The organism is Halobacillus sp. Nhm2S1, from assembly GCF_019599545.1.
Lineage (GTDB): Bacteria > Bacillota > Bacilli > Bacillales > Halobacillaceae > Halobacillus.
Genome location: NZ_JAIEZV010000001.1, coordinates 176,424 through 202,956, shown reverse-complemented (window position 1 = coordinate 202,956; position 26,533 = coordinate 176,424). Strand labels below are relative to the sequence as shown.

Sequence of the window (26,533 nt, the reverse complement as noted above, 5' to 3'; positions counted from 1 at the left end):
AGAAAAGCCAGGTGTATTCACCTGGCCGAAAGGGTCCGTTCATATCTTTTTTTATCATAGAAATGAGAACTTTGGTTTTTCATCCTGAGTACATTCATGACCGTCTGAGCAGGAACACTTCCCAGCTTAGCTAATACAAATATCATTAAACCACTGTAAACGGCGACCGTTAACAATATGAAAACCACCATTATCGTTCTCACCCTTCTAATTGAAAATGAATTTCATTTCTAATTAGAATCTTACCAGACATTCAAGTGTTGGGCAATGTTTTTTGATTAATCAAATACGTTCTTGTAACGCCCTTTCCTCCGCAGGAATTCTCACTGTAAGGACGAGCAAGTGGAGGAAAGGGAAAATCAGTGCTGTTAAATAGGCATGAAACAGTACAGGAATAACCATCAATTCAAAGAAAACAATTACATAGTTTGGATGTTTCACAAACCGATAAATGCCCTTCCGAATCGGCTCTTCATCGGGTAATACGAGTATTCTCGTATTCCACCGTTTGCCTAAAGTTCGAATGCAAGCGATTCTAAGAATCTGTAACCCAAAGAATCCAGTGAGTGCGTAATAGAAAAATGGCTGCTGAACATATGGAGTCCAAACGAACTCTGCAATGATACATACAAAAAAAGCACTATGCAAAAGAATAAACAGGAAATAGTGACCCTGTCCCCACTCTTTCGCCCCCCTTTCCACCATCCACTTACGATTACGGTTGGCTAGAGCGAGTTCCCCCAGCCTCTGAAAAATCAAAAAAGCTAAGATCATCCATAAAAAGATTTCCATTCTATACCCACTCCAAACTGACAATTTCTGAACTAAACCCAGGTCCGAGGGAAGTCATAATCGATTTCGTTCCTTTTTCATGTTGCGTTTTTAAAACTTCATGCAGGACGAAATGCACAGTTGGGGAAGACATATTCCCATGAGAAGACAATACCTTTCTAGGAATACTTAAAGCGCCCTCCTTCAAATTGAATACTTCCTCGTAAGCTTCCAGCACTTTTCTACCTCCGGGATGAGCTACAATGAAAGGCAGTTCTTCAATCTGCCAATCATTGCTTCGTACGACTTCTTTGGCATGGACACTCCAAAATTCCTTGACTAATCGGGGAATACTTTTATTGAAAATCACTTCAAAGCCTGTATCTACAACCCTCCACCCCATGACATCAGTACTGTGAGCTTTTGTTTTGGAATGGGAATTAAGGATTTTCGGAAGCGGGTGTTTGATTTTCTTTAAAAGGGAAGAATGATCCCCCGCCACTAAGACAGCTGAAGCTCCATCACCAAATAACGCGGTACCTACAAAATTGCTCACTCTTGCATCCTCCGCCTGAAAGGTCAAGCTGCATAGTTCTGCACAAATGACAAGGACATTCTGATCCGGATGACCGAGAAGCCATTCATAAGCTTTAGCGACACCGCTCGTTCCTCCAGCACATCCTAACCCAAACAATGGCGTCCGTTTCGTATCCTCCCTAAAACCAAGTTCATTCATAATATAAGCATCGAGGGTCGGGGTGGAAATACCTGTAGAAGACACAAAAATGAGATGATCAATGTCCTCTGTTGAAAATTCATCATCTCCAGATAAATTGGATAAACAAGAAGCGATCGCTTGTAAACTGTAGGCTAATGCTTTTGTATGATATAAATGGTTCCTCTCTTCTAATCCATGATTTTCTTTAAACCACTCTAAGGGAGCCGCGAACTGCCTTTTTTCAATATTGGCGTGTTCAAAGATCGGCATCAACCTCTTTTTCTCGTGATCTTTCAAAGGAAACAATTCATAAACCAGTTCTTGAACATCTGATTGATCGCAGGAATAGTCAGCACATTGAACGCCCGAAGATAATATGTATGGCATTTTCATCCTCCTTTTTTTTTACTATGTGCAAATTAGCGGAAATTATGTCTGTAAATGGAGTTTTTTGTGGTATGATAGACCTATGTCAAATGAAGCTATTCTGGAGGGAGCCGCATGTCTTTCAATCCATCCATTACCGCTGTTCTAAATGGGAGTGTACATACAGTACACCGCATGATTCCTCTAGAAATAAAAAACGAAGAGCCATCCCTTCTAGATCAAACCTATATGAATGGGGATCTCGGCGTGTTGATCGGAATGACTGGTGACCTTGCCTGTCAGCTTTTGATCGAGGGAAGTGAAGCGAGCTTCAGTTTAATAGGAGAAAGGATGTACGGATTGCCAATGGAAGGTGAAATGCTTTCCTCTTTTACTGCTGAACTCGGTAATATGATTGCAGGAAATCTCGCTACCCATCTCTTAGAACATGAAGTGACGATCGATATCACGACCCCGACACTCGTTGGAGGGAACAAAAAGCTGGAAAAGTCCCGGGAAGGGTTCCATGTCCCTTTAAGTATTGAAAAGGAGCATCAGCTCTCCCTGATTTTATTGATTGAAAGAACATAGCAAAAGCGCCATAATCTTATGGCGCTTTTGCTATGTCATCCTGCGGGAAATTCAACTCATATGATTGGCAAGTTCGACTAAAAGCCGTATATAGTCATACCTCCATCAACAAACAATGTCTGGCCTGTCATGTAATTTCCGGCCTCAGAAGCTAAGAACACAGCGGCCCCGCTTAATTCTTCTAATTTTCCTATCCTGTTCAGCGGTGTTCGTTCAAGAATCTCTTGGACATAGGACTCATCTTGAAGGAGTCTTTCCGTAAGTGAAGTCGGAAAATACCAAGGGCCAATCGCATTGACATTGATATTGTACTTTCCCCATTCAAGGGCCAGATTTTTTGTCATTTGAATAAGCGCGCTTTTAGTCATCGCATAGACGACGCCTGTCCGTAAAGCGGTGTGGCCTCCGACGGAAGAAATGTTGATGATCTTCCCCTTCTTCGAGGATTTCATCACTTGACCTGCATATTGAGAAAGGAAGAAAGCACTTCGCATATTCGTCGATATGATTTGGTCCCATTCTTCCTCTGTCACACTTTCTGCTTCACTTCTAATATTCATTCCCGCATTATTAACCCATATATCAAGCTTCCGCCCTTCACGAACGCGTTCAACTTCCTTAATAATCTCCTTATAATCATTAATGTCGTGACATATTATCGATGCTTGTTGCCCAAGCTCTTCCACCTCTTTTTTCGTCTGTTCCAGGTCTTTCAAGTTTCTGGCAATTACAATCACATCCGCACCAGATTCTGCAAAAGCAAGAGTGATGGCTTTTCCAATTCCTTTCGTTCCTCCCGTAATCACAGCAAGTTTTCTTTCTAATCTAAAGTCTGGTAAGTACATGGCTTAGCCCCCATCGATAGTGTTGAATTTTCAGTATAGTATAACATTTTTGCAATTTCTTTACATACCGGAAAGCCTGGCATAGAATGAGAATCGTGAATAGATTAAAGGGGGTTGTCTGTATGAAGAAATGGTTGTTAGCTTTAGGTCTTACCGGAGCACTCGTTTTAGCTGGATGTAATGGTGACACGGAAGAAGGCACAGACGCAGACACGGAAAATCAGACAGAAGACACGACAGAAAATCAAGAAAACGATGAACAAAAGGTGAAGAAAGAATTGCTCAGTGCACAAATGGCTTTGACGAACACTTTCAAACCGTATCAACAGAAAATTTCTGCTTACCAATCAGCCGTCTCAGCAGAAGAACCTGATGCAGAAGCCATCCAAACGGCAGCAGAAGAAGCGAAGACAGCAGCAAGCGAAGCATCTACCATGGTCGATGACTATACAATTGAAGCCGATCTACCTGAAGATGTCATGACGAAACTAGAAGAAACACTGCCTTCTCTTCAAGCCTATTATGAAGGTGTAGAGAAAGCATTGAATGAAAACATGGAAAATGCTGACTTTACAGCAGCTGAAGAGAAATTCACAGAATTCAACGATCAGTTCAACGAAATCCTTAAAGAAGCTGGTTTCCCAGCTACACCGAATCTGATGGAAGAAATGTCTTAAAAGACACAAAGCCCGGCTTATTCAGCCGGGCTCTTTTTATACTAAAAATGATAGATTTTTTTGTATTTATTTGTCAGATAATCAATGAGAAAATCAGGATTGAGTCCTTCACCAGTAATGTCATTTAAGATTTGCAGCGGTTTTTTCATTTTTCCATACTGATGGACGTTTTCCGTCAGCCATTCCTTGACCTTGTAGAAATCGCCTTTTTCAATATAATGATCTACATCGATCTCTTCCCTCATTTTTGAGTTCAGCTGGGCCGCATACATGTATCCTAAGGCATAAGAAGGGAAATAGCCGAAGTCCCCGCCGGACCAGTGAATGTCTTGAAGTACTCCTTCAGAATCATTGTCAGGAGTGATTCCTAGATAATCGTTCATCTTTTGATTCCACAAATCAGGAAGATCCTTCACTTCAATCTCACCTGCAATCAACGCTTTTTCCAACTCATAACGAACCATAATATGCAAACAGTACGTCAACTCGTCCGCTTCAATTCGAATCAGTGATGGTTTCACTTCATTGACAGCCGGATAAAACTTTTCCAAAGGCAGATCTTGAAAGTGCTCAGGTGCATAGGATTTAAACAATTCATAATGATTTCGCCAAAAACCTTCACTGCGAGCTATGAAATTTTCCCAAAAAAGTGATTGTGATTCATGAATGCCCATGCTTGTACCATCAGCAAGCGGTGTGAAAGCAAGCTTTGGATCTATATTTTGCTCATATAGGGCATGTCCACCTTCGTGAATTGTCCCAAAAACAGCTGTCCGGAAATCTTTTTCGTCGTATTTTGTGGTCACTCGGACATCATTGGTATTCAGTCCAATTGCAAAAGGATGAACGGTCTCATCTAATCGTCCGGCCTCAAAATCATAACCCATCCGCTCCAAGATCACTTCACTGAACTCGGCCTGGCGATCTTTAGGGAAATGGCCCTGCAGGACTGACGGGTCCGGTTGATTAGGAGCTTCTTGGATTTGTTTAAGAAGATCCGTTAAAGCTTCCCTCACTTTCGGAAACACTTTATCCAGTACTTCCACAGTTACACCCGGCTCGTAATTATTCAACAATGCATCATAGCGGTGGTTTTCATAACCCCAGTAATCCGCAAATTTACGGTTGTATTCAACCAGCTTCTCTAAATATGGTCGGAAACTTTCGAAGTCATTGTTACTTTTCGCTTCCCCCCACATGGATTCTGCCTGGGTTTGCAGCGTCACGTAAGCTCTATACTCTTCAGCAGGAATTTTAGCCGTTTTGTCGTACGTCTCTTCCGCTTCTTCCACGGCTCTTTTCAATATGGGATCTTGAGTTTTTCCTTTTAATTCATCGATGTATCCACGCATTTCTTCTGATGTTTGAATTTCATGGACTTTTTGCGACATCACGCCGATGACTTCAGAACGACCTTCCATTCCTTTTCGCGGAGCTTTTGTACGCATGTCCCAAGCCATCAGTCCAATCGCTTCCCCATAAGCCGATTGTTCCTTTAATAACTCCATAAATTTCTGTTCGGTTGTTTTACTCAAAACTACCTCTCCCCTTCATCTGAATGGATAACTATGTCAAACGAATTAAAAGCCGAATCCTTTGCCATTATCCGGCTTCGATTTTGGCTTCCTTCCGAAATATTGATAATAATCCGTTTTGATAAAGCCATTGAAGAGCTTACGTTTTTTTGTGGCAGGTTTTCCGTATAGTTTCTCAAACCCTTCATGAGAAGTAAGAATGTACACACTCCAAGTTGGATGATCACGCATGATCGTACCAAGGTTGCGGTACATCTGTTCCACTTCTTCACGTTCACCCATTCGCTCTCCATAAGGAGGATTAGACACGACGTACCCATTTTCCTGCTTCGGTTTGAAATCACTCATCTGCATTTGCTTCCAAGTGATCAAATCACCGAGCCCTGCTTCCATCGCATTTTTTTTCGCGATTTCAATTAAACCAGGATCAATATCCGAACCGAATATTTGAAGCGGTTGATCATAATTTGCGGAATCTTCCGCTTCCTGGAAGGCATCATCCCAAGCTTTTTGTGGAATAAAACTCCAATCTTCTGAAGCGAATTCTCTGTTAAAACCAGGTGCAATGTTCTGACCAATCAATGCGGCTTCAATAGCGATCGTACCGGATCCACAAAACGGATCCACAAACGGCTGGTCAGGGGTCCAATTTGTAATCTGGACAAGTGCAGCAGCCATGGTCTCTTTCAATGGTGCTTCGCCTTGGCCCACGCGGTATCCTCGTTTATGCAATCCAGTTCCTGATGTATCGATCGTCAGTAACGCTTCATCCTTATGAATCGCTACTTCCACTCTGTAAAAGGATCCCGTTTCTTTCAACCACGAATCTATGCCATGTTTGACTTTTAATCGTTCTACGATGGCTTTTTTAACAATGGATTGACAATCAGGAACACTATACAGCTTGGATTTCACGGATTTACCAACTACTGGAAACTCTCCATCTTCTTCTATAAAAGTTTCCCATGGCAATGCTTTCGTGTTTTCAAAAAGTTCATCGAATGATGTGGCCTTGAACTTTCCAACCAGCAATTTGACACGATCAGCCGTTCGAAGCCAGAGATTGGCGCGCGGTATCGCTGACACGTCTGCTTCAAATACGACTCTTCCATTTTCAATCTGTATATCTTCATACCCTAATGCTTTGACTTCTTTCCCTACTATGGCTTCAAGTCCCATAGCTGCCGTTGCAATCAACGTCACTTTTTTCGACATGATGAACCTCCTTCATATGTAGCATGGACAAATTAAAACGATTTCCTTCTTACGGGGGCAATAAAAAGAAAAAACCCTTCTAAAAAGCATAAGGCTTTCCAGAAGGGTGTCATCTGTATCATTAGCGACCTTTGAATACTCTGTAAGCCATGTTCTGTGCCATTGTACTGCAAACGGTGGTCAACCTCGTACTCCGGTGGCAATCATCTATCTGCCGTCAAACGGCCTCTTCTCTGGTTCATTTCCCATTGAAAAGTGCCCCTACCTATATTTGGGTTGCTCGCTCGTGGGGTTTACCTCGTTCCACCCGAAATATTTCTACTCCGGCTCCGTCACTGTGGCACTTTCAAGGTAGTCATTCCCTATCATAGACTTAGGAATTTTCCCTGCCGTAAGTTCTAAAGAACTCCCTTGACTTATGGTTTCGTCAAGCACGAACACTACAAGCATCGCAGCTTGTGCGAGCATGGACTTTCCTCTGCATAGAAACCTATACAGCGATTACCCGAGTATTCAAATGAGCATTATCATTTGTCATTGCGTCTCTTAAGACGTGCTAAACCATTATAACAGACACTTACTCGCTTGTCATTGGAAAAAATTAAATACTAGTCAGCGTATTTATTCCCAAAAACAGCTTTCTCTAAATTTGAAACACGCTTTAAGATGTCATAATTCACTTGATGATTATTCGTAGATGGTTGCCTTTGTCTTTGTGCAGATTCCCGTGATGACATTTTCTTCAACCGGTCATTTTCCTGCTGCAGACGTTCAATTTCCTGCTGAAAACGGTCATAATCCTGAATGATCAAGTCCAGATACTCATCTACTTCTTCCTGGTTATACCCTCTCATAGACGTTTTAAAGTCTTTCTCAAGTATATCCTTTCCGCTTAAATGATACTCTTCTAAGTTCATTTTTCTCACCTCTGTTTCACACATTACATCCATTTTTTCAAAAGGTCACGAAAATGTCAATTTCAAATCTAGAACATTTACTGACTCCAGAAATCCGGATCAGCCATACGAAGCTCTTCTACCGTCTCTTCAAGGTCCAAAGGGGTAATATAAACGATCTCATAACGCCCTTGATCTTGAACCTTTTTTGCTAATCTCAGGAAGTATTGCGGGCTACCTTCTGTATCTTCATCAAACAGAACGAGGCACCCTTCCGAATGGTCGATGAGAAATTGGTCTTTTGCTTTGAATTGATAAGGACCCTCGTATCCTTTATTATAGATCGGCTTGTAAAAATCAGCTGTCATTGTTATTTCCTCATAAACAAGTTTAAGATCTTCAGGCCAGCGCTCTTCCTGGTTTTCAAACGGAGGAAGAACACCTAATTTCACATCGAACTCTTCTTTTAAATCGAGAACGACTTCAGCTGTCCATAACTCAACGCCCATTTGTCCAGAAATGAGCACCCATTGCAAACCTTCTTCTATGTAAGAACGTAATCTTCTTTTTATGGTCTCTTTTACGTAATCTATTTTTGGATCATTGTGTTTGAAAATGCCCATTTCCATCGGTTTATAACCTGTAACAACAATGGTTTTCAATGTTCTACCTCCTTTTTCTTCATTCATTTTAATATGTTTCCTAAAAAAAAGAAAATAAGCCACAGGGTAGTGGCTTATCTATCTCAGCTATTAGAACCTGAGCCCATCATTGGCATTTGTCCTTGACCCATCATCGGCATCTGGCCGCCTTGGCCCATCATTGGCATCTGACCGTTACCCATCATCGGCATCTGGCCGCCCTGACCCATCATTGGCATTTGTCCTTGACCCATCATTGGCATCTGGCCGCCTTGGCCCATCATTGGCATCTGACCGTTACCCATCATTGGCATTTGGCCACCCTGGCCCATCATACCTTCCATCTCTTCCATATCCTCATCGTTCATCATTGGCATTTGTCCTTGCCCCTGGTCCATAGGCATTTGCCCCATATCTTGAGGATTCATATAATCCATCCAGTTATAATCTGGTGAAGATCCTTGAGGAAAAGCGAAATCTTGAGTTCGGAAGTTATTTTGCTCAGAAACCATGTATGGGAAATAATGGTTGTTATTCAACGTGTGATTGTTTCGCACGAGAATGTGCGTAGGATGAATGTAATCTTGGTTTTCACAGAAGTAGTTATCCACTACACAATTTTGGACAGGACAAACGATCGGTCTACGGTTTCCGGCTGGAGACGACATTGGGGACATAGGTCCACAGCCGCAAGAGTCCTGCATAGAATGTTGATGCATTGTGCTTTCACTCCTTGTTCTTTTTATTCCTTATCAGCGTATGTCACAAAGAGCGTGAATGTACTAGGCGATATCATCATATCCACTACTTTCTTATGAACAGGTACCTATTTTTACAAACATGCATTCTAAAAGGAAACAATAAAAACAAGCTTTCATTAGGGTTGAATTATAAAGGTCTTTGATCCACAAAATAAAAAAGGATGAGAGTCTCATCCTTTTTTTGCCTATTATGCTTCTTCTTCTGTAAGATCAGCCGAAGAAAATGAAAATGGAAGAATTTCTTCCATTGTAAATGTTCTCGTATCCCCATGAAGATTTGTTGTATGAATTTTAACGTCCGACTGGAAAAATTCACTCATAACTTGACGACAAGATCCACATGGAGGCACTGGTCTTTTGGTGTCTGCAACAACAGCCAGTTCCTTGAAATGATCATGTCCGTCGGAAACGGCTTTGAAAATTGCCACTCTTTCTGCACAACAGGTTACAGGATAGGCAGCATTTTCAATATTACATCCTGTATAGAGGGTTCCGTCTTCTGTGACAAGAGCAGCACCCACAGGGAATTTTGAATAAGGTACATAAGCTTTTTCCCTTATCTTTTTAGCTTCATTGATTAGTTGTTTTGATTCCATCTTCATTCCTCCCTACTCATGGGAAGGTTATTATATATGAATATATGTAAAATGTAAAGCGGTTTCACACTCAATTTCCCAAAGCACATCAGGAGAGCATTTAATTGACACATGTGTCGGAAAAAAGTTTATACTGAAAGAGCATTAAAATCATATGGCTTAGGAGGAACAAAATGAAGGCAATTTTAAATTACAACAAAATCATTTGGATTTTTATTTTGTTATTGATTTTCACAGGGATCTTCACCTATTTGCAACTCCCGAAAAGGGAAATTCCTGAAATTAATGTGAACGTCTCTTCCATTTCTACAGTATATCCTGGAGCAACTCCTCAAGAGGTGGAACGTACAATCATCAACCCTCTTGAAGAAGAGCTGTTGAATACAGAAGGGATTGATAGTATTACCTCTGCGTCGACTACCGGGTTCGGTACAGTGACCGCTACTCTATCCGGGGGTGAGAATACAGATACAACGAATGCCAAAATCCGGCAAGCTGTATCGGATGTATCCCGGTCTTTTCCCGAAGAAGTTCAAGCCCCCAATGTAAACACTGATATGACTATGTCAGCTGTTGCCTCTTATCACTTATACAGTAATGAGCGAACAGATTTGTATGACTTACGGCAAGAATTAGAAGAATGGAAGGCAGAATTGACAAAGACTTCTGGTGTCGATTCCGTTTTAATTAAAGGTCTACCTGATCAAAAAGTAGCTGTCAGTTTGGATAATGACCAATTGAATGAGCTGCAGATTTCTCCATCTTCTGTCATTCGTTCGTTGAGTGAAGAGTTAGGACCTTCACCAATTGGCACAGAACAAAGAGACGGCACCATTCATCAACTCATTTTCGAGAAATACTCAGACATTGAAGAGTTGGAGAATTTATTTGTCGGAAACAATTCAGAAGGAGAACCTGTCACCCTCGCTGACATCGGATCCATTGAAATAACAAACCAAGAAGTTGAAGATCTTATTACTTATAAAGACCAGGCTGCTTTATCGGTCACCGTGCTTACAGAAGAAGGAGTAAACATTAGTGCTCTGCAAGAAGAATTGACAGACAAGATTAACGTTTTGTCAGAAGAGTTGCCGGAAGAAATTCAGGTCGATCAATTTTATACACAAAGTACAATCATTGATGAGGTCTTTTCGAACCTGATTACCTCCTTTGCCATTTCGTTTCTAGCTGTCATCATCATCATGGTACTTGGACTTCCTTTATCGTCAGCGATTCTCGTTGCCTTATCCATTCCCATATCCATTCTCATCGGTTTGATTCCTCTTCCATATGTTGGAGTCGATTTAAACCAAATATCAGTCATTGGAATGATTATAGCCATTGGGATATTGGTTGATGATGCTATTGTTGTCAATGACAACATTCAAAGAAGATTCCAACTTGGAGATGGACCGATGGAAGGCACCATTCGAGGCGTGAAAGAGGTCGGCAAGTCAATTATAACTTCAACACTCATGATCATTTTCAGTTTCTTGCCTTTAACGTTTTTATCCGGGACCAATGGGGATTTCATCAGAGCCTTACCATCTGTCTTAATTTTTACGGTGCTGGCATCCACGATTATTGCACTGACGTTCATTCCCACCGTTCAATATGCTAGAAAAAAACGCAAGAAAAAATCCCAAAAGGCAAAGTCTGGACTTCTTGGGGGTATGTTTGACCGGTTAGAACGTACTTACGCTGACAAGGTTCTTCCTAAGACTACGAAGAAACCTTTAATCACTTCCTTGATCGGCCTTGTTATATGTGCTCTTTTAGCCACATTGGCCATAAGGATTCCATTTGAGTTCTTCCCAGCTGCTGATCGTCCTGAAGTCACCATTACTGTTGAAAATCCTCAAGGGACTACTATTGAGGAAACAGAAGAAAAGTTACAAGAGTTGACCGACTATCTGGAGGATTCTGATGATACCATCACTGAAACAGCGGTTTATTCAGGAAGTGGACTTCCCAATCTGTTCAGTTCAGGATTACAGCGTTCAGGTGAAAACACAGGTCAGGTTCTTGTCCGAGTGGACAGAGACCAGACGAGTGCAAGTGATTTTATAGAGGAATGGGAAGAGCCTTTAAGGAAAGAATTTCCAGATAGTGAAATATTCCTCGAAACCATTGTTTCTGGTCCACCACCTTCACCACCTGTCCAGATCCAAATCCAAGGCCCTGAAATTGAAACGTTAATTGCTGAGGCAAAGGAAGCAAAAGATCGATTAAGTGAGCTGGAAGGTGCTGAAATCGCTACACTAAATGCCGAGACGCAGCCTTTCACAGAATACAATGCGGATCGTTCATTGCTTGCAGAAAATAATATTCCAATCAATCAGATCACTTCTCAACTCCAACTGGCAAATATCGGAGTACCTTTAGGGACCTTTGATAATGGTGTGAATTGCTTACCCATTGAGGTAATCGTTGACGATGGTGTTGAGAACGGAGTAGCCCTTTCTGAGCTGAATGTAGTCAGTCAGCAGACGAATCAAAGCGGGCCGCCAGAAACGCTGTCTCTTGACGAAATTATCACAACAGAATCAACCGAACGGATCGGTGTCATTCCACACTTGGATGGAGAGAGGACCATTACTGTGGAAGCCTATCCTGAAGAAGGAATGGAAAGCACATTCAATCAACAATCAACTGAAGTCGTAAGTGAGATAAAAAACAACCTTCCGGAAGGTTATACGCTGGTTGAAAGTGGCGAATCCGATGCACGTTCCGAATTTTTTGTAGAGGTAACGAAACTTTTCGTCATCGTATTGTTCTTAATTTACTTGACGATTGCCATCCAGTTCAATTCCCTGCTCATGCCTCTACTTATTACTGGAACCGTATTTTTAGCAGTGACAGGTGCTATTGTGGGGCTATTTGTATCAGGTGAACCTCTCAGTTTCTTAGCTGTATTGGGCATCGTCTCTCTTTCAGGTATTGTGGTAAGGAACTCTGTGATCCTCGTCGAGTTTATTGAACAAAACCGTGAACGATACAGCAGTAATGTTGAAGCTGTTATTGAAGCAGGCAGGGCAAGAATCCGTCCAATTGTCCTGACCTCGTTAACATCGATTGCAGCTCTTGCTCCTATCATTTATACAGGAGATGTGTTGTTCAAACCATTGGCCGTATCGATCGTATCCGGACTTGCTTTTTCAACAGTATTGACACTTTTGCTCGTTCCATCGTTTTATTTAATACTTTCCAAAAAATAATCCATTTCACTTGTTATTTCATTCATAACAAGCTAAGAAAAGTCGTTGAAACTTTTGAGTGGTTTGGAAGTACTGTTGATCCGAGAAAAGTTTGCTTCCCGGAGCACCTCATGGTTTGGGCATCTGAATCAAAGTTCTTACGCGTTGCTCATCGTTCGTCTGTTCGAGTCAAGTTCGAGTGGGTTTACCGGCCCCTATTGACATACGAGGTGTATCCCGGAAGGTATGTGTAGTCAACTACAGTGTGGAAACAGAATTTTCTGCTACCTTCTTTTCAAATGAAAAAAGCTCCCGTCATAGGGAGCTTTTTTCATTATGTTCTAAATCGTCAAGGACCATATCCAAAACATAATGGGAGGACTGATATAATTCTTTGAACCTTTTTCGATGCACATCCAGATAATAACTATGCAGGATGATCATTTCAATATTTTCATGGGTTGATTTCACTTGGTTCGGGTGCACATTCGTCTTCCGGTCTTTAACGAAAGCCTCTGCTTCCTTTACCCATTCATTCGTCAATCGGAACATCGGATCCGTTTCCTTTTTGACTTGATTAAAAAAGTCATAGCTCTTTTTATCTACAGGACCTTCCGTATTTAAAAAGCGTTGATGACGTTCATCAATTAGACGCTTCAATTTATTTGTATCGGCTTTTAAACTCATTACATCCACACCTTTCCTCCTTCATAATAGCATGAGGGAACAAAGGGTATCAAAATCAACCTACAGAACGACGTCGGGCTTGTTGAGCAACTTTCTCCATATATTCATAACGGCGTTCTTTTTTGATCTTTCTCAATTCATCTCGAAGCCCAAACACTTCATTCTTCAATTCATCAATTTCTTTACGGTGGGAGACGGCCATATTAAACACGATTTCATCTGCTTTGATGGACAACCTGCGCTCAAGTAAGGAGAATTTCTCCTGTAAGTGCGAGAGCTGCTCCTCAAATTCATACGGTGTGATGACACTATTTTTCTTCATACACTACTCCCCCTTTTATTGGTGTTTAACAAATTCTCTATTGCATGCATAACTCCTCTACGGATGACAAGACTAGAACTAAAGCAACAAAACAAGTCAAACCAGACTTTAATCTTCGACATAAAAGGAGAAAACCATATGGCTAAGAAAAAAGAACAGAAAAATAAAAAACCAACACCGGCAAAAACGGACAATCCTAAATTATCTGGTGAGAACCGCCCTTCTACGTGATTGGACAGAAGCTGTTGCTATTTTTTATAGCAGCAGCTTTTTTTATAAACTGTTTAGAAACGGCCCTATGCCGAATCCTTATTCATATCCTTCCATATGATCCATTCGTTCATAGAGGATGCCACCCATACCAACGGGAGTCAAAAAACATCGTTCAATATCGAAAGAGTATGATTAGGGTTTTGGATGGAATATAGAAGGGAAAACAATCCTGGCGGTTTTGTTGTTTGTGTCAATCTTGTGAACAGGTGAAACTTTCCTGCCTTTAATACGTCTAAATAAAATGAGTCGCATGTATATATTCTTGGACTCGAAAATTTGGTATGATACTCTCATGGCTATAGGGAGGGATTGGTTGTGAATTATCCCAATGGGAGACGTAGTTCCAAGGCAAATTTAGCTCCTAAAGGAAAAACAAAACCGGATTTCAGTAATCGGGGAATGTCACTGGAAGAAGACATTAATGTAACGAACGAGTATTACTTGCAGGCAGGGGTGGCGGTAGTCCATAAAAAGCCTACGCCGGTTCAAATCGTACAAGTGGATTACCCGAAAAGGAGTGCCGCTGTCATTAAAGAGGCGTATTTCAAACAAGCCTCTACGACCGACTTTAATGGAGTTTATCGTGGAAAATACATTGATTTTGAGGCAAAAGAAACAAAAAATAAAACTTCTTTTCCACTGAGTAATGTTCACCAACACCAGATTGACCATATGAGAGCTGCTCAAGCGCACGGTGGGATCAGCTTTATGATCATAAAGTTCACACCTTTAGATGAGACGTACCTCCTTCCAACATCATCAATTTTTCCGTTCTGGGAAAATCAGTGGAAGGGCGGGAGGAAATCGATTCCTTATGACCACATCGCTAAAGAAGGAATCAAAATCCCTTTTCATTATCAGGCCAGGGTTCATTATGCCACGGCCATCGATAAGCTTTATTTCTGAAATGGAGGAAATGTAAATGGCCAATGATAGCCAGTCACGCACAGCAAGAAGAAAACAGATGAAATCATCGAAAAAAGGAAAAAGCACATCAAAATTCAAAAGAATTTTCATGACCCTCTTAACCATCGGAGTCGTTCTGATGTTAGGGGTTGGAGCATTATTTGCCTATTATGTTGCTACGGCTCCAAGTTTAGATGAATCGAAATTATCCGATCCATTCTCTTCCAAAGTTTATGATAAAAACGGAGACTTGTATGCTGATTTAGCCGGAGACGAGCGACGGACGAAAATCACGTACAACGATATCCCTCCCGTTCTTGAAGACGCTGTACTAGCGACCGAAGATGTTCGCTTCTTCAATCATATCGGAATTGATTTCCGAAGAATTGGAGGGGCCGTCCTCGCTAACATTACTGGGGGGTTCGGTGCTGAAGGAGCCAGTACAATTACTCAGCAAGTCGTCAAAGAATCATTCTTAACCAAAGATAAAACCATAAAACGTAAAGTGCAAGAGCAGTACATGGCAATTAAGTTAGATCAGGAATATTCCAAAGAAAAGATTTTAGAAATGTACTTGAACAAAATTTACTATGGTGCTGGGGCTTACGGGGTTGCTGAAGCTGCAGAAACTTATTTTGGCAAAAAAGACCTCAGTGAGCTTACATTACCTGAAGCCGCCTTATTGGCAGGACTTCCGCAAAGACCAAGTGGCTACATGCCGTTTGAAAATCCGGATTTAGCAAAGGATCGAATGAACACGGTGCTTAGCTTGATGGTACAACACGGAAAAATTACAGAAGCAGAAGCTGAAGAAGCACGCCAAGTGAAGGTCGAAGACATGTTGATTGAAAGACAGCCTGAAAAAGAAGCACCATTCCAAGCGTTCCTCGATGAAGTGGAACGTGAGATCAAAGAGAAAATGGATGGCTCAGATATCTATAAAGATGGGTTGAAAATTTATACAACTTTAGATCCTAAAGCGCAGGAACAAGTTCAACAGCTCTTAAGCAATGAGGGGCCTACCCCATGGCCGGATGAAAAATTAATGGCTGGTGTTGCTGTCACAGATACTCAGACAGGTGCCATTCGAGCAATTGGCGGAGGCCGGAACTACCAAAAAGGTCAGTTCAATACGGCCACTCAAATTAACCGTCAACCAGGTTCAACATTCAAACCGATCACTGCATATGGTCCGGCCATTCAATATAATAAAATGTCCACTTATCACCAAATTAAAGATGAGCCTTACGAGGTTAATGGTAAATCAGTCAATAACTTTGATAACAACTTCAGAGGCTGGGTATCCGCTAGATATGCGCTTAGTCGATCCTTGAACATCCCAGCATTGAAAACGATCAATGAAGTTGGACTGGATAAAGCGCAAGAATTCGCAGAGGGGCTAGGTTTTACTTTCCGAGGCGACACCATTTATCAAATGGATGCCATCGGCGGAGGTTCCGGAACGAATCCTAAAGAAATGGCTGCCGCTTACGCTGCCTTTGGTAATGAAGGCGTATATAATGAACCACATACGGTTACCAAAGTCGAAGTTCCTGGAGAAGGAACCGTTGAACTTACGCCAGAGCCAAAGTCTGCCATGAACAGTTACACGGCCTTTATGATTTCGAATATGCTGCAAACCACTATGAGCGAAGGCACCGGGACAGCTGCCAACGTACCTGGTGTACCTGATGCAGGAAAAACCGGAACCACGAACCGTGGGGACTATGCATCAGACTCCTGGTTTAATGGTTACACAACGAACTATTCCATTTCCATTTGGTCAGGTTACGATGGAGAAGATCCGATGTCCCAAGCGGCGAAAGATATACCAAAACAGATTTACAAGCCGTTGATGACTCAGCTATCGCAGGGAATCGAAACAGCAGACTTTACTAAACCGGATTCCGTTGCATGGGTAGATGTCGAGAAAGGTTCCAGACCTGCACGTTTACCTAGTGAATATACACCATCGGACCGCATTGTTACGGAATTATTCCACGTAGACAATCAGCCATCTAAAGTATCAGAAACGTATCAGAAATTGGATCCTGTCCAATCCCTGGCTGGACAATTTAATGAAGAAACATCCAGTATTGATCTTTCTTGGTCTTACGGGAATACAGATAACATCAGTTTCCGTATTGCTGCCTCCATTGATGGTGGAGAAATGAGAGAATTGACAACAACGAAAGAAACGAGTGTCGAAATTACGAACGTCGACCCAGGCGCCTCCTACGAATTTGCTGTAGTCGTTGTTAGTGATGACGACAATACAGCAAATAGTGACCCTGCTACCGTCACGGTTCAAGCCCCGGGTTCTCTTGAACAGGAAAATCCTGAAGAATCCGAAGAAGGAGAAAATCAGGAAGATCAAGAAGAGGACACGGAAGGTGAAGGGCCTCCTGAAGAGAATAATGAAGGAGACGGAGAAGGAAATAACAACGGAAACAATAATGGAGAAGGTCAAGGGAATGGTCAAGGCAATGGCCAAGATGATGGATCCGGCACTAATGATGACGGTGAAAGCGATGATCAAAACCAAAGTGATGATTCTGGTTCAGGCGGGAACGGTGGTTCTGACGAAGAACAACCTCCACCTGAGGAGGACCAGGAACAGCAAGATGCAGCTTAATCAAAAATACCCTCTCGAAATAAATTCGAGAGGGTATTTTTATTGTGATTTTTCTTTCTTTTTCATTCGTTTTTGCCCTTCCCTACACAAGAATAACAAAGGACACTCTTCACAATTCGGGCGCTGGGCTTTACAGTGATAGCGTCCGAAAAATATCATTCGGTGATGGGTTACACTCCACTCTTCCACCGGGATTTTCCTCATTAATGTCTTTTCGACTTCCAAGACAGAGTCTTTCCACCTGCAAAAAGCTAGACGTTTGGAAACACGCTCTACGTGAGTATCCACCGCAATAGCAGGTTCATCAAAAGCGACGGAAGCTACGACGTTAGCCGTTTTTCTACCTACTCCCGCTAAGCTCTCCAACTCTTTTTTTGTCGGGGGGACCTCCCCATTAAACTTTTCAACAAGGGTTTGGGAAAGCTTCTTTATGTTCTTTGCCTTGTTCCTGTATAAACCAATCCGTTTGATGTCATTCTGTAGCTCTTCTAATGGAACAGCGATATAGTCCTCAGGCTTTTTATATTTCTCAAAAAGTTGAGGAGTCACTTTGTTCACTAACGCATCAGTCGCCTGAGCTGACAGAACGACAGCAACGAGGAGTTCAAAAGGATTGCTGTGCGTCAATTCACACTCGGCCTCAGGAAACATTTCTTCAAACGTATCTAGACAATGACGGATCTGCTGTTTATTCAACATCGTGTGTTTTAAGAATCCTCCTCCAACCAGTTATAGTAAAGGGAGATATCACGCTTCTTATTCTCCTGCTTTTGAGTTTTCGGTGCCTGTTGTCCTTGACGGAACTGTTTGCCCTGTTCCCGGGCTTGTTCCACCGTTTTAACACCTTTACGCTTCCACTCCCTCAGGATACGGTCAATGTACTTGAAGTTCAGTTTGCTCATTAATACCGCTTCTCTTAACGCAGCCTTGATCAATGCTGGAGATTGCTCTTCCTCATCAAGCCATATATTGATGGTCTCAATTTCAAATGGAGACAAGGGTCTCCCGAATTCCTGTTCAAACAGTGGAAATATATTTTCATCATAAGTTCTGTCACTTGTTTGAGGCTTCGGGGATACGGTAAATATTTTTTCCCATAATGGTTCTAGTGAATAATATTCATTAAGGACTCGATGCTCATTTTGATTTTGCTCAATGGTCATCATCCTTTTTTGGATCAAGCTCCTAAGTACCTGTGAACATTCCTGGGACGTAATGGTTAGATGAGTCGCCAGTTGTTCAGGTGTCGGAAATCCATTCCCTTCTGTGCGAAAACGGTGGATTTGTAAGAGAACGACCAGTTCTGTTTCATTCAATTTTAATTGATGAAAATTTTCAAGTAGTTTCGTTGGAACGACCATTTGGTTATCCATGATGTTCTGAAAGCTTTGGTATTTAGCCAAATCAATCCCTCCATTCTTAATCTTCATAGAATGAAAAACACCGATACGCCGCAGCGTTAAATCGGTGTTCGTTCATCCGCATGATTAGTGATCACGGGTACAGTCGATTCAATAGACGAGGGAATGGAATCGTCTCGCGAACGTGCTCGACTCCTGAGATCCAAGCAACGGTACGTTCAAGTCCTAATCCAAAGCCGGAGTGTGGGACACTTCCGTATTCACGTAATTGCAAATACCATTTGTACGCATCTCCAGTGAGATCATGTTCTTCATATCTCTGCTGCATTAACTCCAAATCATCGATTCGTTGCGACCCACCGATGATTTCACCATACCCTTCAGGAGCAATCAAGTCTGCACATAGAACTACTTCAGGGCGTTCCGGATCCGGCTTCATATAGAATGCTTTAATATCAGCAGGATAATTGGTAATGAAAACTGGTTTGTCATAACTTTCTGCAATCGCTGTTTCATGCGGAGCTCCAAAATCTTCTCCCCATTCGATATCATCAAACCCTTTATCTTTCAAAAGTTGGATGGCATCGTCATAACTAATGCGCGGGAATGGAGCCTGGATTTTTTCAAGTTTCTCTGTGTCCCTTCCGAGTGCATCAAGTTCGATCTTACAATTCTTAAGCACCGATTGTACGACATGAGAAACATACTGTTCCTGGACTTGTAGGCTGTCTTCATGGTCCATGAATGCCATTTCAGGCTCAATCATCCAAAATTCAATCAAGTGGCGGCGGGTTTTGGATTTCTCAGCACGGAAAGTCGGTCCGAAACTGAATACTCGACCGAAAGCCATTGCAGCAGCTTCCATGTAAAGTTGACCACTTTGAGACAAGTAAGCATCTTCATCAAAATATTTCGTATGGAAAAGTTCTGTCGTTCCTTCTGCTGAAGATCCTGTAAGAATAGGAGGATCGATTTTGACGTATCCATTGTCATTGAAAAATTCATAAGTGGAGCGAATGATTTCATTTCGTACTTTCATGACAGCATGCTGACGTTTTGAACGGAGCCACAAATGGCGGTGATCCATAAGGAACTCAGGACCGTGCTCCTTAGGTGTGATCGGATAATCGACCGCTTCATGAATTACTTCAAAATCTTTCACTTGCATTTCGTAGCCAAGTGGAGAACGCGTATCTTCCACGATCACACCTGTTACATAAAGGGAAGACTCCTGCGTTAAAGCTTTCGCATCTTGAAACTTTTCTTCTCCAATTTCTGCTTTTACGACGATCCCTTGCATAAAGCCTGTTCCATCACGAAGTTGAAGGAACGCAATCTTACCACTGGAGCGTTTGTTGCTAAGCCAAGCTCCTAACGTTACTTCTTCCCCTACATATTTTGATACTTCAGATATCGTTGTTTTCACACTAAAACCTCCAAAAGCTTAAGATTGATGTTTGTTTACAAAACGTTCGATTCGATGAGCTGCTTTTTCGAGCTGATCCAAGGATGTCGCGTAGGACAGGCGCACATTATCCGGGCTTCCAAACCCTGAACCTGGGACAAGGGCCACTTTTTCTTCATCCAATAAAGCTTTCACCCATGCATCCACATCCTCAAAGCCTCCGTGCTCCACCGCTTCTTTCACGTTAGGGAAAAGGTAAAAAGCGCCAGATGGTTTCGCACAATGCACTCCAGGAATTTGAACCAGGCGCTTGTGAAGGACATCCAAACGTTCCTTAAATGCCTCTTTCATTTCGTCTACTTTCTCTTCGGAAGCCGTATAAGCAGCGAGTGCTGCATACTGGGCAATGGTGGTCGGATTTGATGTGGAATGGGAAGCCATATTGGACATCGCTTTAATAACGGTTTTATTTCCAGCAGCGAAACCGATTCTCCAACCTGTCATCGAATGAGATTTGGAAACCCCATTAATAATGATCGTTTGATCATACAGTTCTTTAGACAGCTGAGCAACTGAAACATGTTTTTCATCTGTATAGATCAATTTTTCGTAGATTTCATCTGACACGATCAGGATGTCATGCTCAAGGCACACTTCTCCGAGCGCCTTTAATTCTGATTCCGAATACATCATACCTGTCGGGTTACTTGGAGAATTAATGATAACCGCTTTTGTTTTAGGTGTAATCGCTTCTTTCAGTTGCTGTGGTGTCAGTTTAAAATCATTGGATTCATCAGCTGAAACAATGACGGGCTTACCTTCAGCGAGCTTAATCTGTTCTGGATAACTGACCCAGTAAGGAGCAGGGACGATCACTTCATCTCCCTCGTTCAGAAGGACCTGGAACAGAGTGAACAAAGCATGCTTCGCACCTGTAGTAACAATGATTTGCTCATTTGTGTACGTTAAACCTTGATCACGCTTCAGTTTTGCTGTAATGCTGTTTTTCAGCTCAGGAACTCCACCAGCTGGTGTATATTTTGTCATTCCTTCATCCATCGCACGTTTAGCGGCATCCAAGATGTACGACGGAGTATTGAAGTCAGGTTCTCCTGCTCCCAATCCAATCACATCATGACCTTCAGCCTTCAATGCTTTCGCTTTGGCTGTGATTGCCAGTGTTGTTGATGGTGTTAAAGCTTTCACTCGTTGTGCTAATTCCATAAACGTTCACTCCTTTTACTCATTCTGTCTGAAAGCAAAACGCTGATCAAACGCTTCACCCTGCAATGTGAAATAATCCAATACATAACGGTTCTGATCATCGATATAGGTCAATTGAAAGACAGGTTCATTTTCCTCAAAACCATATTGAATATCTTTGAAAGTACAACTTGAGCACATTTTCTCCCACCGGGAGCGCATCTCTTCCAAACTAAGCGCTACTTTTCCAGAAACCTCATCAAGGATCTTATTTTCCTTTATGTCTATGAATAAAATGGATGCTTCTTTGGACTCGTTCATTCCTTGGACGATATGGAACTCTCTTTTCCCATGGTATGTAGATACATGGTCGATCGTAGTAAGGTCGCCTTGTTCTTTCGCAATCGCCTCTGCTTCAGGATGACCTTCTTTGCGGTCCTGGTTCACATCTATATATACCCATAGGAAAAGGATAAAAGCCAAAAGAAAGAGGGTTCCTGCTATCGCAAGGCTCCACTTCAACCAACTAGGTGCGGTAAATGGTGAAGACTGCGGTCTCAGCATCGTCATCATCCAGTGCCAACCCAAACATCAGATTATCTTCTTTAAGTGTGCGGTTCAATGTATCGACAATTTTATAAAGATCGTCAGACTTTTGGATCCGGACTGTCGATAATGTTTCAATCTTATTTTCCATCGTTAAAAAACCTCCATTGTGCGGGGTCCGCTTATTATTATAACAGGTACGTCCAGTCCCATGCGCTGAAGTCAGAGCCACTTATCAATTTTATTGATCAATTGGCGGGTGGACTCATAAGAAACAGGAACTTCTGGCAAGGAGTTCAAGAAATATTTACCGTATCGAGCCTCCATCAACCGCTGATCGCAAATAAAGACGATTCCTCGATCCGAGCTGCTTCGGATCAACCTTCCAAAACCTTGCTTGAATCGAATAATGGCATGAGGAAGCGATTTTTCCATAAAGGAATTTTTTCCTTCTTTTTGCATTCGCTCATTCCTAATCGATTGTATAGGCTGATCTGGTGGTTGAAAAGGTAAACGGACCATCATCAAACAGGAAAGATCCTCTCCGGGGATGTCCACCCCTTCCCAGAAAGAACTAGTCCCGAGAAGAATAGCCTGATCAAACGCTTGAAAGTTTTTTTTCAAACGATCCCTGCTTCCACTGGAAACACCTTGTGCAAAAACCATGAACTCTTCTGGGTCAATAAACTCTTTTAAAAGTGAGTAGGTTTGACGAAGCATTTCATAGGAAGTAAATAAAACGAGCATTCTTCCTTTCGTCACTTCTGCAACAGAATAAATCGCTTCACTGAGTGCTTCAACAAACGCGTCAGGCTCACTTTTTATATTTGGAAAATCATTCGGCACCATAACCTGGACCTGCTCCTTAAACTGATAAGGAGACGGAATCGCAGCTTCCATTGTGTTGACAAGACCTTTCATCCCTAAGGATTTCCGAATGTAATCGAAAGAACCATCTGTGGTTAAGGTGGCACTCGTTAAAATTACACTGCTCTTCCTTTTGAAAAGTCGTTGTTCGAGCAGATGAGCGACATCATACGGTTCACTGAATAAGTAGATCGCGTTAACGGCACCTTCTCCTTCAATTTCCACCCATTTTACTTCTTCTTCTCTTGTAAAATCAAAGTAATGAATGAGCTGGGAGCGAATTTGGTGACAGACATCGATTTGATTGTTCAATCGTGAGAGCAGGATCGGGATACTGTAGTCCTCTTTGACGGCAAGCTGCATTCTCAACTGTTCTTCCATTCTTCCCATATAGACAATCAACTTTTTAATCATAGCCAAGAAACGATGGGACATTTCTTTGGCTGTGTCAATAAATGCCGGCATTTCTCCGGGCTTTAAAAGAAGCTGGGTCCGTCCAATATCACTCTTCCCTTTCCCTAACCGCTTCTGCTTTTTGACGCTTTGATAAATATAACGTGAAAGATGGCTCAGCTCTTCCTTCGCCTCATCAATGGATTGTTGACCTTTGATTAGATTGGTGTAAAAGTCTTCCTGCAAAGACCAACCCTTATAAAGACTCTTATGGAGGATCTCTCCAAATTGGGTCAAATGCCGTTGAAGTTCACGATAATTCATTCGCACACCAAAGTACCGACTAGCTACAGCTTCCAAATGATGAGCTTCATCAATAATCACATGCTCATAATCAGGCAACGCCGATTCCTCTTTCATTATATCCATACACAGAAGGGCATGATTGGTAATGACAAGGTCGGCTTGAGCCGCTTTCTCTTGAGCCCACTGGAAAAAACTATCATCCGTGAAACCAAGTCTGACGGTTTTGCTTGATTGTTCCGAAGACACTTTATGCCAAAACTGTCTTCCATTTGAAGGGAGTTGAATTTCATCTACATCGCCTGTCCGCGTTTTGGTCAACCAAACGAGGATCATAGCCTTTGTCAGTGCAATATCGTAGTTATCCTGGTACGATCGTTCAAGTTCATAATGAAAGTGTATCAAACTAATGTAATGAGCTTTTCCTTTATAAAGCACAGCTTTAATCGGACGGGGAAACATCCGTTCAACTTTTGGTATTTCTTCCTCTAGCAATTGTTTCTGAAGACTTGTTGTGTGTGTGGAGATGACGACACGTTTACCACTTTGCATAGCTTGGAAAGCAGCGGATAGTAGATAAGCGACTGATTTGCCCGTTCCAGCACCTGCTTCTATGATCGCGTGCTTATTTTCTTCTAGAGCTTGTTTGACACTTGAAGTCATTTCCTGCTGCCCTTTTCGGACTTCATAATCAGGAAGCAGGCTTTCGAGGCCATTTTCTCCCTCAAACACTTGCGTTTTCCATGTGTCGAACGCTGGAAGTTGAACAGTTTTAGATTCACGCTCCTGCACTTGCTTCCTGACGGCAATTCCGTGCTTCAGCATCACATCAGATTCAGGGTTCGTACCATACCTTTTTTCTTCTAAATATTTGAGAAAGAACTCCCTGAAATCACTTTTCAATTTCCCTTCAATCTTTAGCAAATGATGAATGGTGCGTTCAGGGAGACGCTGAAGTTCTTTCAACAAATAAAGAAGTAGATCGGCGGTCACCTGAGCATCTGACAATGCTCGGTGTGGTCGATCATGCCCCATCTCCAGACGTTCTGCCAGCTGCCCTAATTTGAAAGTAGGAGAAGTCGGCATCAATATGCGTGCGAACTCAACGGTATCAATGATCGGATTATGTAACGGTTGATAACCGCATCGGGTCAATTCATCATTTAAAAATCCAAGATCGAATTCGATATTATGCGCCACGATGAAAGCATGTTGAAACAGAGGATAGACATCCTCGACGATTTCAGAGAAGAGCGGTGCATCCAAAACATCGTCATTTTCGATTCCAGTTAATGATCGTATAAATGGGGGAATTTCTTTTTCAGGATAAACAAGAGAAGAAAACTCTTCCACGATTGTCCCATTTTCCTCCATAACAACCACACCGATTTCTATGATCCGATCCCCTTTTGATGCCGCATTTCCTGTTGTCTCTAAATCCACAATTGCAAATCTCTTCATGTTCATCCCTACTTTCACAACAAAAAGGAAGGACCTTGCCTAAGACCGTGGCATAGATCCTTTCTTCACTCGCTAGTCATTTCTTATAATGGCAATGCTTGTAAAGGTGGTTCTTCCTCGATGATTTGCTCGACCCTGTTGTTCTCATCCATGAGAGCGATCTTCGGGCGGAATTCTTCCAGCTCTTCTTCATCAAGCATCGCATAGGAAACAATAATAACAATATCATCCGGCTGGACACGGCGGGCAGCTGCACCATTCAGGCAGATGACCCCACTCCCACGTTCACCAGCAATCACGTAGGTCTCAAGCCGTTCGCCATTATTATTGTTCACAATCTGCACTTTTTCATGGGGAAGTATACCGACTTGATCAAGCAAATCCTGATCGATCGTCACACTACCCACGTAGTTCAAATTCGCTTCCGTTACGCGTGCACGGTGTATTTTCGCTTTCATCATTGTACGTAACATATGAAATGGCCTCCTTGAAGATCACCCATAAATGACATGTCCTTCTTGATCGAACACGACATTATCAATCAATCTCACATTGTCATAGAATACAGCCGCAGCGAGAATCACAGGACGATCCATCTTCTCTATAAATTCTAACTCAGGATAAGATAATAATTCAATATAATCTATCTTACCACGAGTTTTCTTTTCAAGAAACTTCTCTGTGGCTTCAACAATCAATTCTTTTGACTTCTGTCCTTCCAAAACAAGTTTCCTGCCATACTGCAGTGCTTCCTGTATAAAAGGAGCCTCTTTTCGTTCTTCATCGGAGAGACGGACGTTTCTACTGCTTTTCGCAAGACCGTCTCCTTCACGTACCGTAGGGACAGGGATGAGGTTAACAGGCATATTATAGTCTTTGATTAAGGCATCTACGACAGCTACTTGCTGTGCATCTTTCATTCCGAAGTAGACATTGTCAGGTCTCGTGATATTAAAAAGTTTCGTGAGGACAGTAACAACGCCATCAAAATGCCCTGGACGACTCTTTCCACACAAGACATTCGTCCGTTTAGAAACCGTCATATTCACGGATAATGGCTGTGGATACATCGTTTCATTTGTCGGAAGAAAAACAAGGTCGACGCCGTTTTCTTCTGCTGCTTTACGATCATGTTCCTCATCACGAGGATATGTATCCAAATCTTCTCCTTCCCCAAACTGAAGCGGGTTTACAAAAATGCTGAGAATTACTTTGTCATTTTCCTTCTTCGCTTCCTGAATAAGGCGGATGTGGCCTTCATGAAGATAGCCCATTGTAGGAACGAATCCAATGGTCTCCCCATTCTTCCTCCATTCGGAAATGCATGTGTTCACATGATCAATTTCTCTTAGTACTTTCATT

General features: G+C 42.1%; 25 protein-coding genes and 1 other RNA gene. 5 read left to right on the top strand and 21 right to left on the bottom strand.

What is annotated here, in order from left to right; genetic code table 11:
* Positions 1 to 282 precede the first annotated feature (282 nt).
* Positions 283 to 792 carry an isoprenylcysteine carboxyl methyltransferase family protein gene (locus K2225_RS01070; protein WP_220583117.1) on the bottom strand — a complete coding sequence of 170 codons (510 nt, stop codon included), beginning with the start codon at positions 790 to 792 and terminating at the stop codon, positions 283 to 285.
* Position 793: 1 nt separating this feature from the next.
* Positions 794 to 1,876, bottom strand: a complete 1,083-nt coding sequence (locus K2225_RS01065; RefSeq protein WP_220583116.1) for a type III polyketide synthase — start codon at positions 1,874 to 1,876, stop codon at positions 794 to 796.
* Positions 1,877 to 1,990: 114 nt separating this feature from the next.
* Between K2225_RS01065 and K2225_RS01060 the strand changes: the two genes are divergently transcribed.
* Positions 1,991 to 2,446, top strand: coding sequence for a chemotaxis protein CheX (locus tag K2225_RS01060; RefSeq protein WP_220583115.1), 456 nt, complete (start codon positions 1,991 to 1,993; stop codon positions 2,444 to 2,446).
* 77 nt (positions 2,447 to 2,523) lie between these two features.
* Here K2225_RS01060 and K2225_RS01055 read toward each other — a convergent pair whose 3' ends face one another.
* The gene (locus K2225_RS01055; protein ID WP_220583114.1) at positions 2,524 to 3,291 is read right to left on the bottom strand and encodes an SDR family NAD(P)-dependent oxidoreductase; all 768 of its coding nucleotides are present in this window, start codon (positions 3,289 to 3,291) and stop codon (positions 2,524 to 2,526) included.
* A gap of 122 nt (positions 3,292 to 3,413) precedes the next feature.
* Here K2225_RS01055 and K2225_RS01050 point away from each other — a divergent pair, with 122 nt between their 5' ends.
* Positions 3,414 to 3,968, top strand: a complete 555-nt coding sequence (locus K2225_RS01050) for a hypothetical protein (protein ID WP_220583113.1) — start codon at positions 3,414 to 3,416, stop codon at positions 3,966 to 3,968.
* Positions 3,969 to 4,009: 41 nt separating this feature from the next.
* Here the strand turns inward: K2225_RS01050 and K2225_RS01045 are convergent, their stop codons facing one another.
* The 7 genes from K2225_RS01045 to K2225_RS01015 form a co-directional block, all read right to left on the bottom strand.
* The gene (locus K2225_RS01045) at positions 4,010 to 5,476 is read right to left on the bottom strand and encodes a carboxypeptidase M32 (RefSeq protein WP_220583981.1); all 1,467 of its coding nucleotides are present in this window, start codon (positions 5,474 to 5,476) and stop codon (positions 4,010 to 4,012) included.
* Positions 5,477 to 5,548: 72 nt separating this feature from the next.
* Positions 5,549 to 6,718, bottom strand: coding sequence for a THUMP domain-containing class I SAM-dependent RNA methyltransferase (locus tag K2225_RS01040; RefSeq protein ID WP_220583112.1), 1,170 nt, complete (start codon positions 6,716 to 6,718; stop codon positions 5,549 to 5,551).
* A gap of 138 nt (positions 6,719 to 6,856) precedes the next feature.
* Positions 6,857 to 7,231: RNase P RNA component class B (rnpB, locus tag K2225_RS01035), an RNA gene on the bottom strand.
* 95 nt (positions 7,232 to 7,326) lie between these two features.
* Positions 7,327 to 7,635 carry a cell division regulator GpsB gene (gpsB, locus tag K2225_RS01030; protein ID WP_146816123.1) on the bottom strand — a complete coding sequence of 103 codons (309 nt, stop codon included), beginning with the start codon at positions 7,633 to 7,635 and terminating at the stop codon, positions 7,327 to 7,329.
* 77 nt (positions 7,636 to 7,712) lie between these two features.
* Positions 7,713 to 8,276: an SLOG family protein gene (locus K2225_RS01025; protein ID WP_220583111.1), complete on the bottom strand. Its 564-nt coding sequence runs from the start codon at positions 8,274 to 8,276 to the stop codon at positions 7,713 to 7,715.
* Positions 8,277 to 8,359: 83 nt separating this feature from the next.
* Positions 8,360 to 8,974, bottom strand: a complete 615-nt coding sequence (locus K2225_RS01020) for a CotD family spore coat protein (protein ID WP_220583110.1) — start codon at positions 8,972 to 8,974, stop codon at positions 8,360 to 8,362.
* A gap of 230 nt (positions 8,975 to 9,204) precedes the next feature.
* Positions 9,205 to 9,612 carry a cytidine deaminase gene (locus K2225_RS01015; RefSeq protein WP_220583109.1) on the bottom strand — a complete coding sequence of 136 codons (408 nt, stop codon included), beginning with the start codon at positions 9,610 to 9,612 and terminating at the stop codon, positions 9,205 to 9,207.
* Positions 9,613 to 9,785: 173 nt separating this feature from the next.
* On the opposite strand from K2225_RS01015, the gene K2225_RS01010 reads away from it, so the two are divergent.
* Entirely contained in the window at positions 9,786 to 12,830 is a 3,045-nt protein-coding gene (locus K2225_RS01010; protein WP_220583108.1) for an efflux RND transporter permease subunit, read from the top strand.
* A 294-nt stretch (positions 12,831 to 13,124) separates the two neighbouring features.
* Here the strand turns inward: K2225_RS01010 and K2225_RS01005 are convergent, their stop codons facing one another.
* On the bottom strand, positions 13,125 to 13,496 hold the full coding sequence (locus K2225_RS01005) for a YppE family protein (protein WP_220583980.1): 372 nt from the start codon (positions 13,494 to 13,496) through the stop codon (positions 13,125 to 13,127).
* 55 nt (positions 13,497 to 13,551) lie between these two features.
* A complete protein-coding gene (locus K2225_RS01000; RefSeq protein WP_220583107.1) occupies positions 13,552 to 13,818 on the bottom strand; it encodes a hypothetical protein in 267 nt (88 codons plus the stop codon).
* Positions 13,819 to 14,406: 588 nt separating this feature from the next.
* Between K2225_RS01000 and recU the strand changes: the two genes are divergently transcribed.
* Together recU and K2225_RS00990 are read left to right on the top strand one after the other, a co-directional pair.
* Positions 14,407 to 14,997, top strand: coding sequence for a Holliday junction resolvase RecU (gene recU, locus K2225_RS00995; protein WP_370632676.1), 591 nt, complete (start codon positions 14,407 to 14,409; stop codon positions 14,995 to 14,997).
* Between the two features lie 16 nt (positions 14,998 to 15,013).
* Positions 15,014 to 17,632, top strand: coding sequence for a penicillin-binding protein 1A (locus K2225_RS00990; protein ID WP_220583105.1), 2,619 nt, complete (start codon positions 15,014 to 15,016; stop codon positions 17,630 to 17,632).
* Positions 17,633 to 17,671: 39 nt separating this feature from the next.
* On the opposite strand, the gene nth is transcribed toward K2225_RS00990, so the two are convergent.
* From nth to panC, 9 genes are all read right to left on the bottom strand, one after another.
* A complete protein-coding gene (gene nth / locus K2225_RS00985; RefSeq protein WP_220583104.1) occupies positions 17,672 to 18,331 on the bottom strand; it encodes an endonuclease III in 660 nt (219 codons plus the stop codon).
* Positions 18,332 to 18,339: 8 nt separating this feature from the next.
* Positions 18,340 to 19,035 carry a DnaD domain-containing protein gene (locus tag K2225_RS00980; protein ID WP_220583103.1) on the bottom strand — a complete coding sequence of 232 codons (696 nt, stop codon included), beginning with the start codon at positions 19,033 to 19,035 and terminating at the stop codon, positions 18,340 to 18,342.
* A gap of 91 nt (positions 19,036 to 19,126) precedes the next feature.
* A complete protein-coding gene (gene asnS, locus K2225_RS00975) occupies positions 19,127 to 20,419 on the bottom strand; it encodes an asparagine--tRNA ligase (protein ID WP_146816102.1) in 1,293 nt (430 codons plus the stop codon).
* 18 nt (positions 20,420 to 20,437) lie between these two features.
* Entirely contained in the window at positions 20,438 to 21,622 is a 1,185-nt protein-coding gene (locus K2225_RS00970; RefSeq protein ID WP_220583102.1) for a pyridoxal phosphate-dependent aminotransferase, read from the bottom strand.
* A gap of 15 nt (positions 21,623 to 21,637) precedes the next feature.
* Entirely contained in the window at positions 21,638 to 22,165 is a 528-nt protein-coding gene (locus K2225_RS00965) for a cell wall elongation regulator TseB-like domain-containing protein (protein ID WP_220583101.1), read from the bottom strand.
* Positions 22,128 to 22,298 carry a YpmA family protein gene (locus tag K2225_RS00960; RefSeq protein WP_220583100.1) on the bottom strand — a complete coding sequence of 57 codons (171 nt, stop codon included), beginning with the start codon at positions 22,296 to 22,298 and terminating at the stop codon, positions 22,128 to 22,130. The genes K2225_RS00965 and K2225_RS00960 overlap by 38 nt, the downstream gene beginning before the upstream one ends.
* A gap of 71 nt (positions 22,299 to 22,369) precedes the next feature.
* On the bottom strand, positions 22,370 to 25,171 hold the full coding sequence (dinG, locus tag K2225_RS00955; protein WP_220583099.1) for an ATP-dependent DNA helicase DinG: 2,802 nt from the start codon (positions 25,169 to 25,171) through the stop codon (positions 22,370 to 22,372).
* Between the two features lie 83 nt (positions 25,172 to 25,254).
* Complete coding sequence (gene panD, locus K2225_RS00950) at positions 25,255 to 25,644, bottom strand: aspartate 1-decarboxylase (RefSeq protein WP_220583098.1); 390 nt, start codon at positions 25,642 to 25,644, stop codon at positions 25,255 to 25,257.
* A 21-nt stretch (positions 25,645 to 25,665) separates the two neighbouring features.
* Positions 25,666 to 26,532, bottom strand: a complete 867-nt coding sequence (gene panC / locus K2225_RS00945; RefSeq protein WP_220583097.1) for a pantoate--beta-alanine ligase — start codon at positions 26,530 to 26,532, stop codon at positions 25,666 to 25,668.
* Position 26,533: the final 1 nt, after the last annotated feature.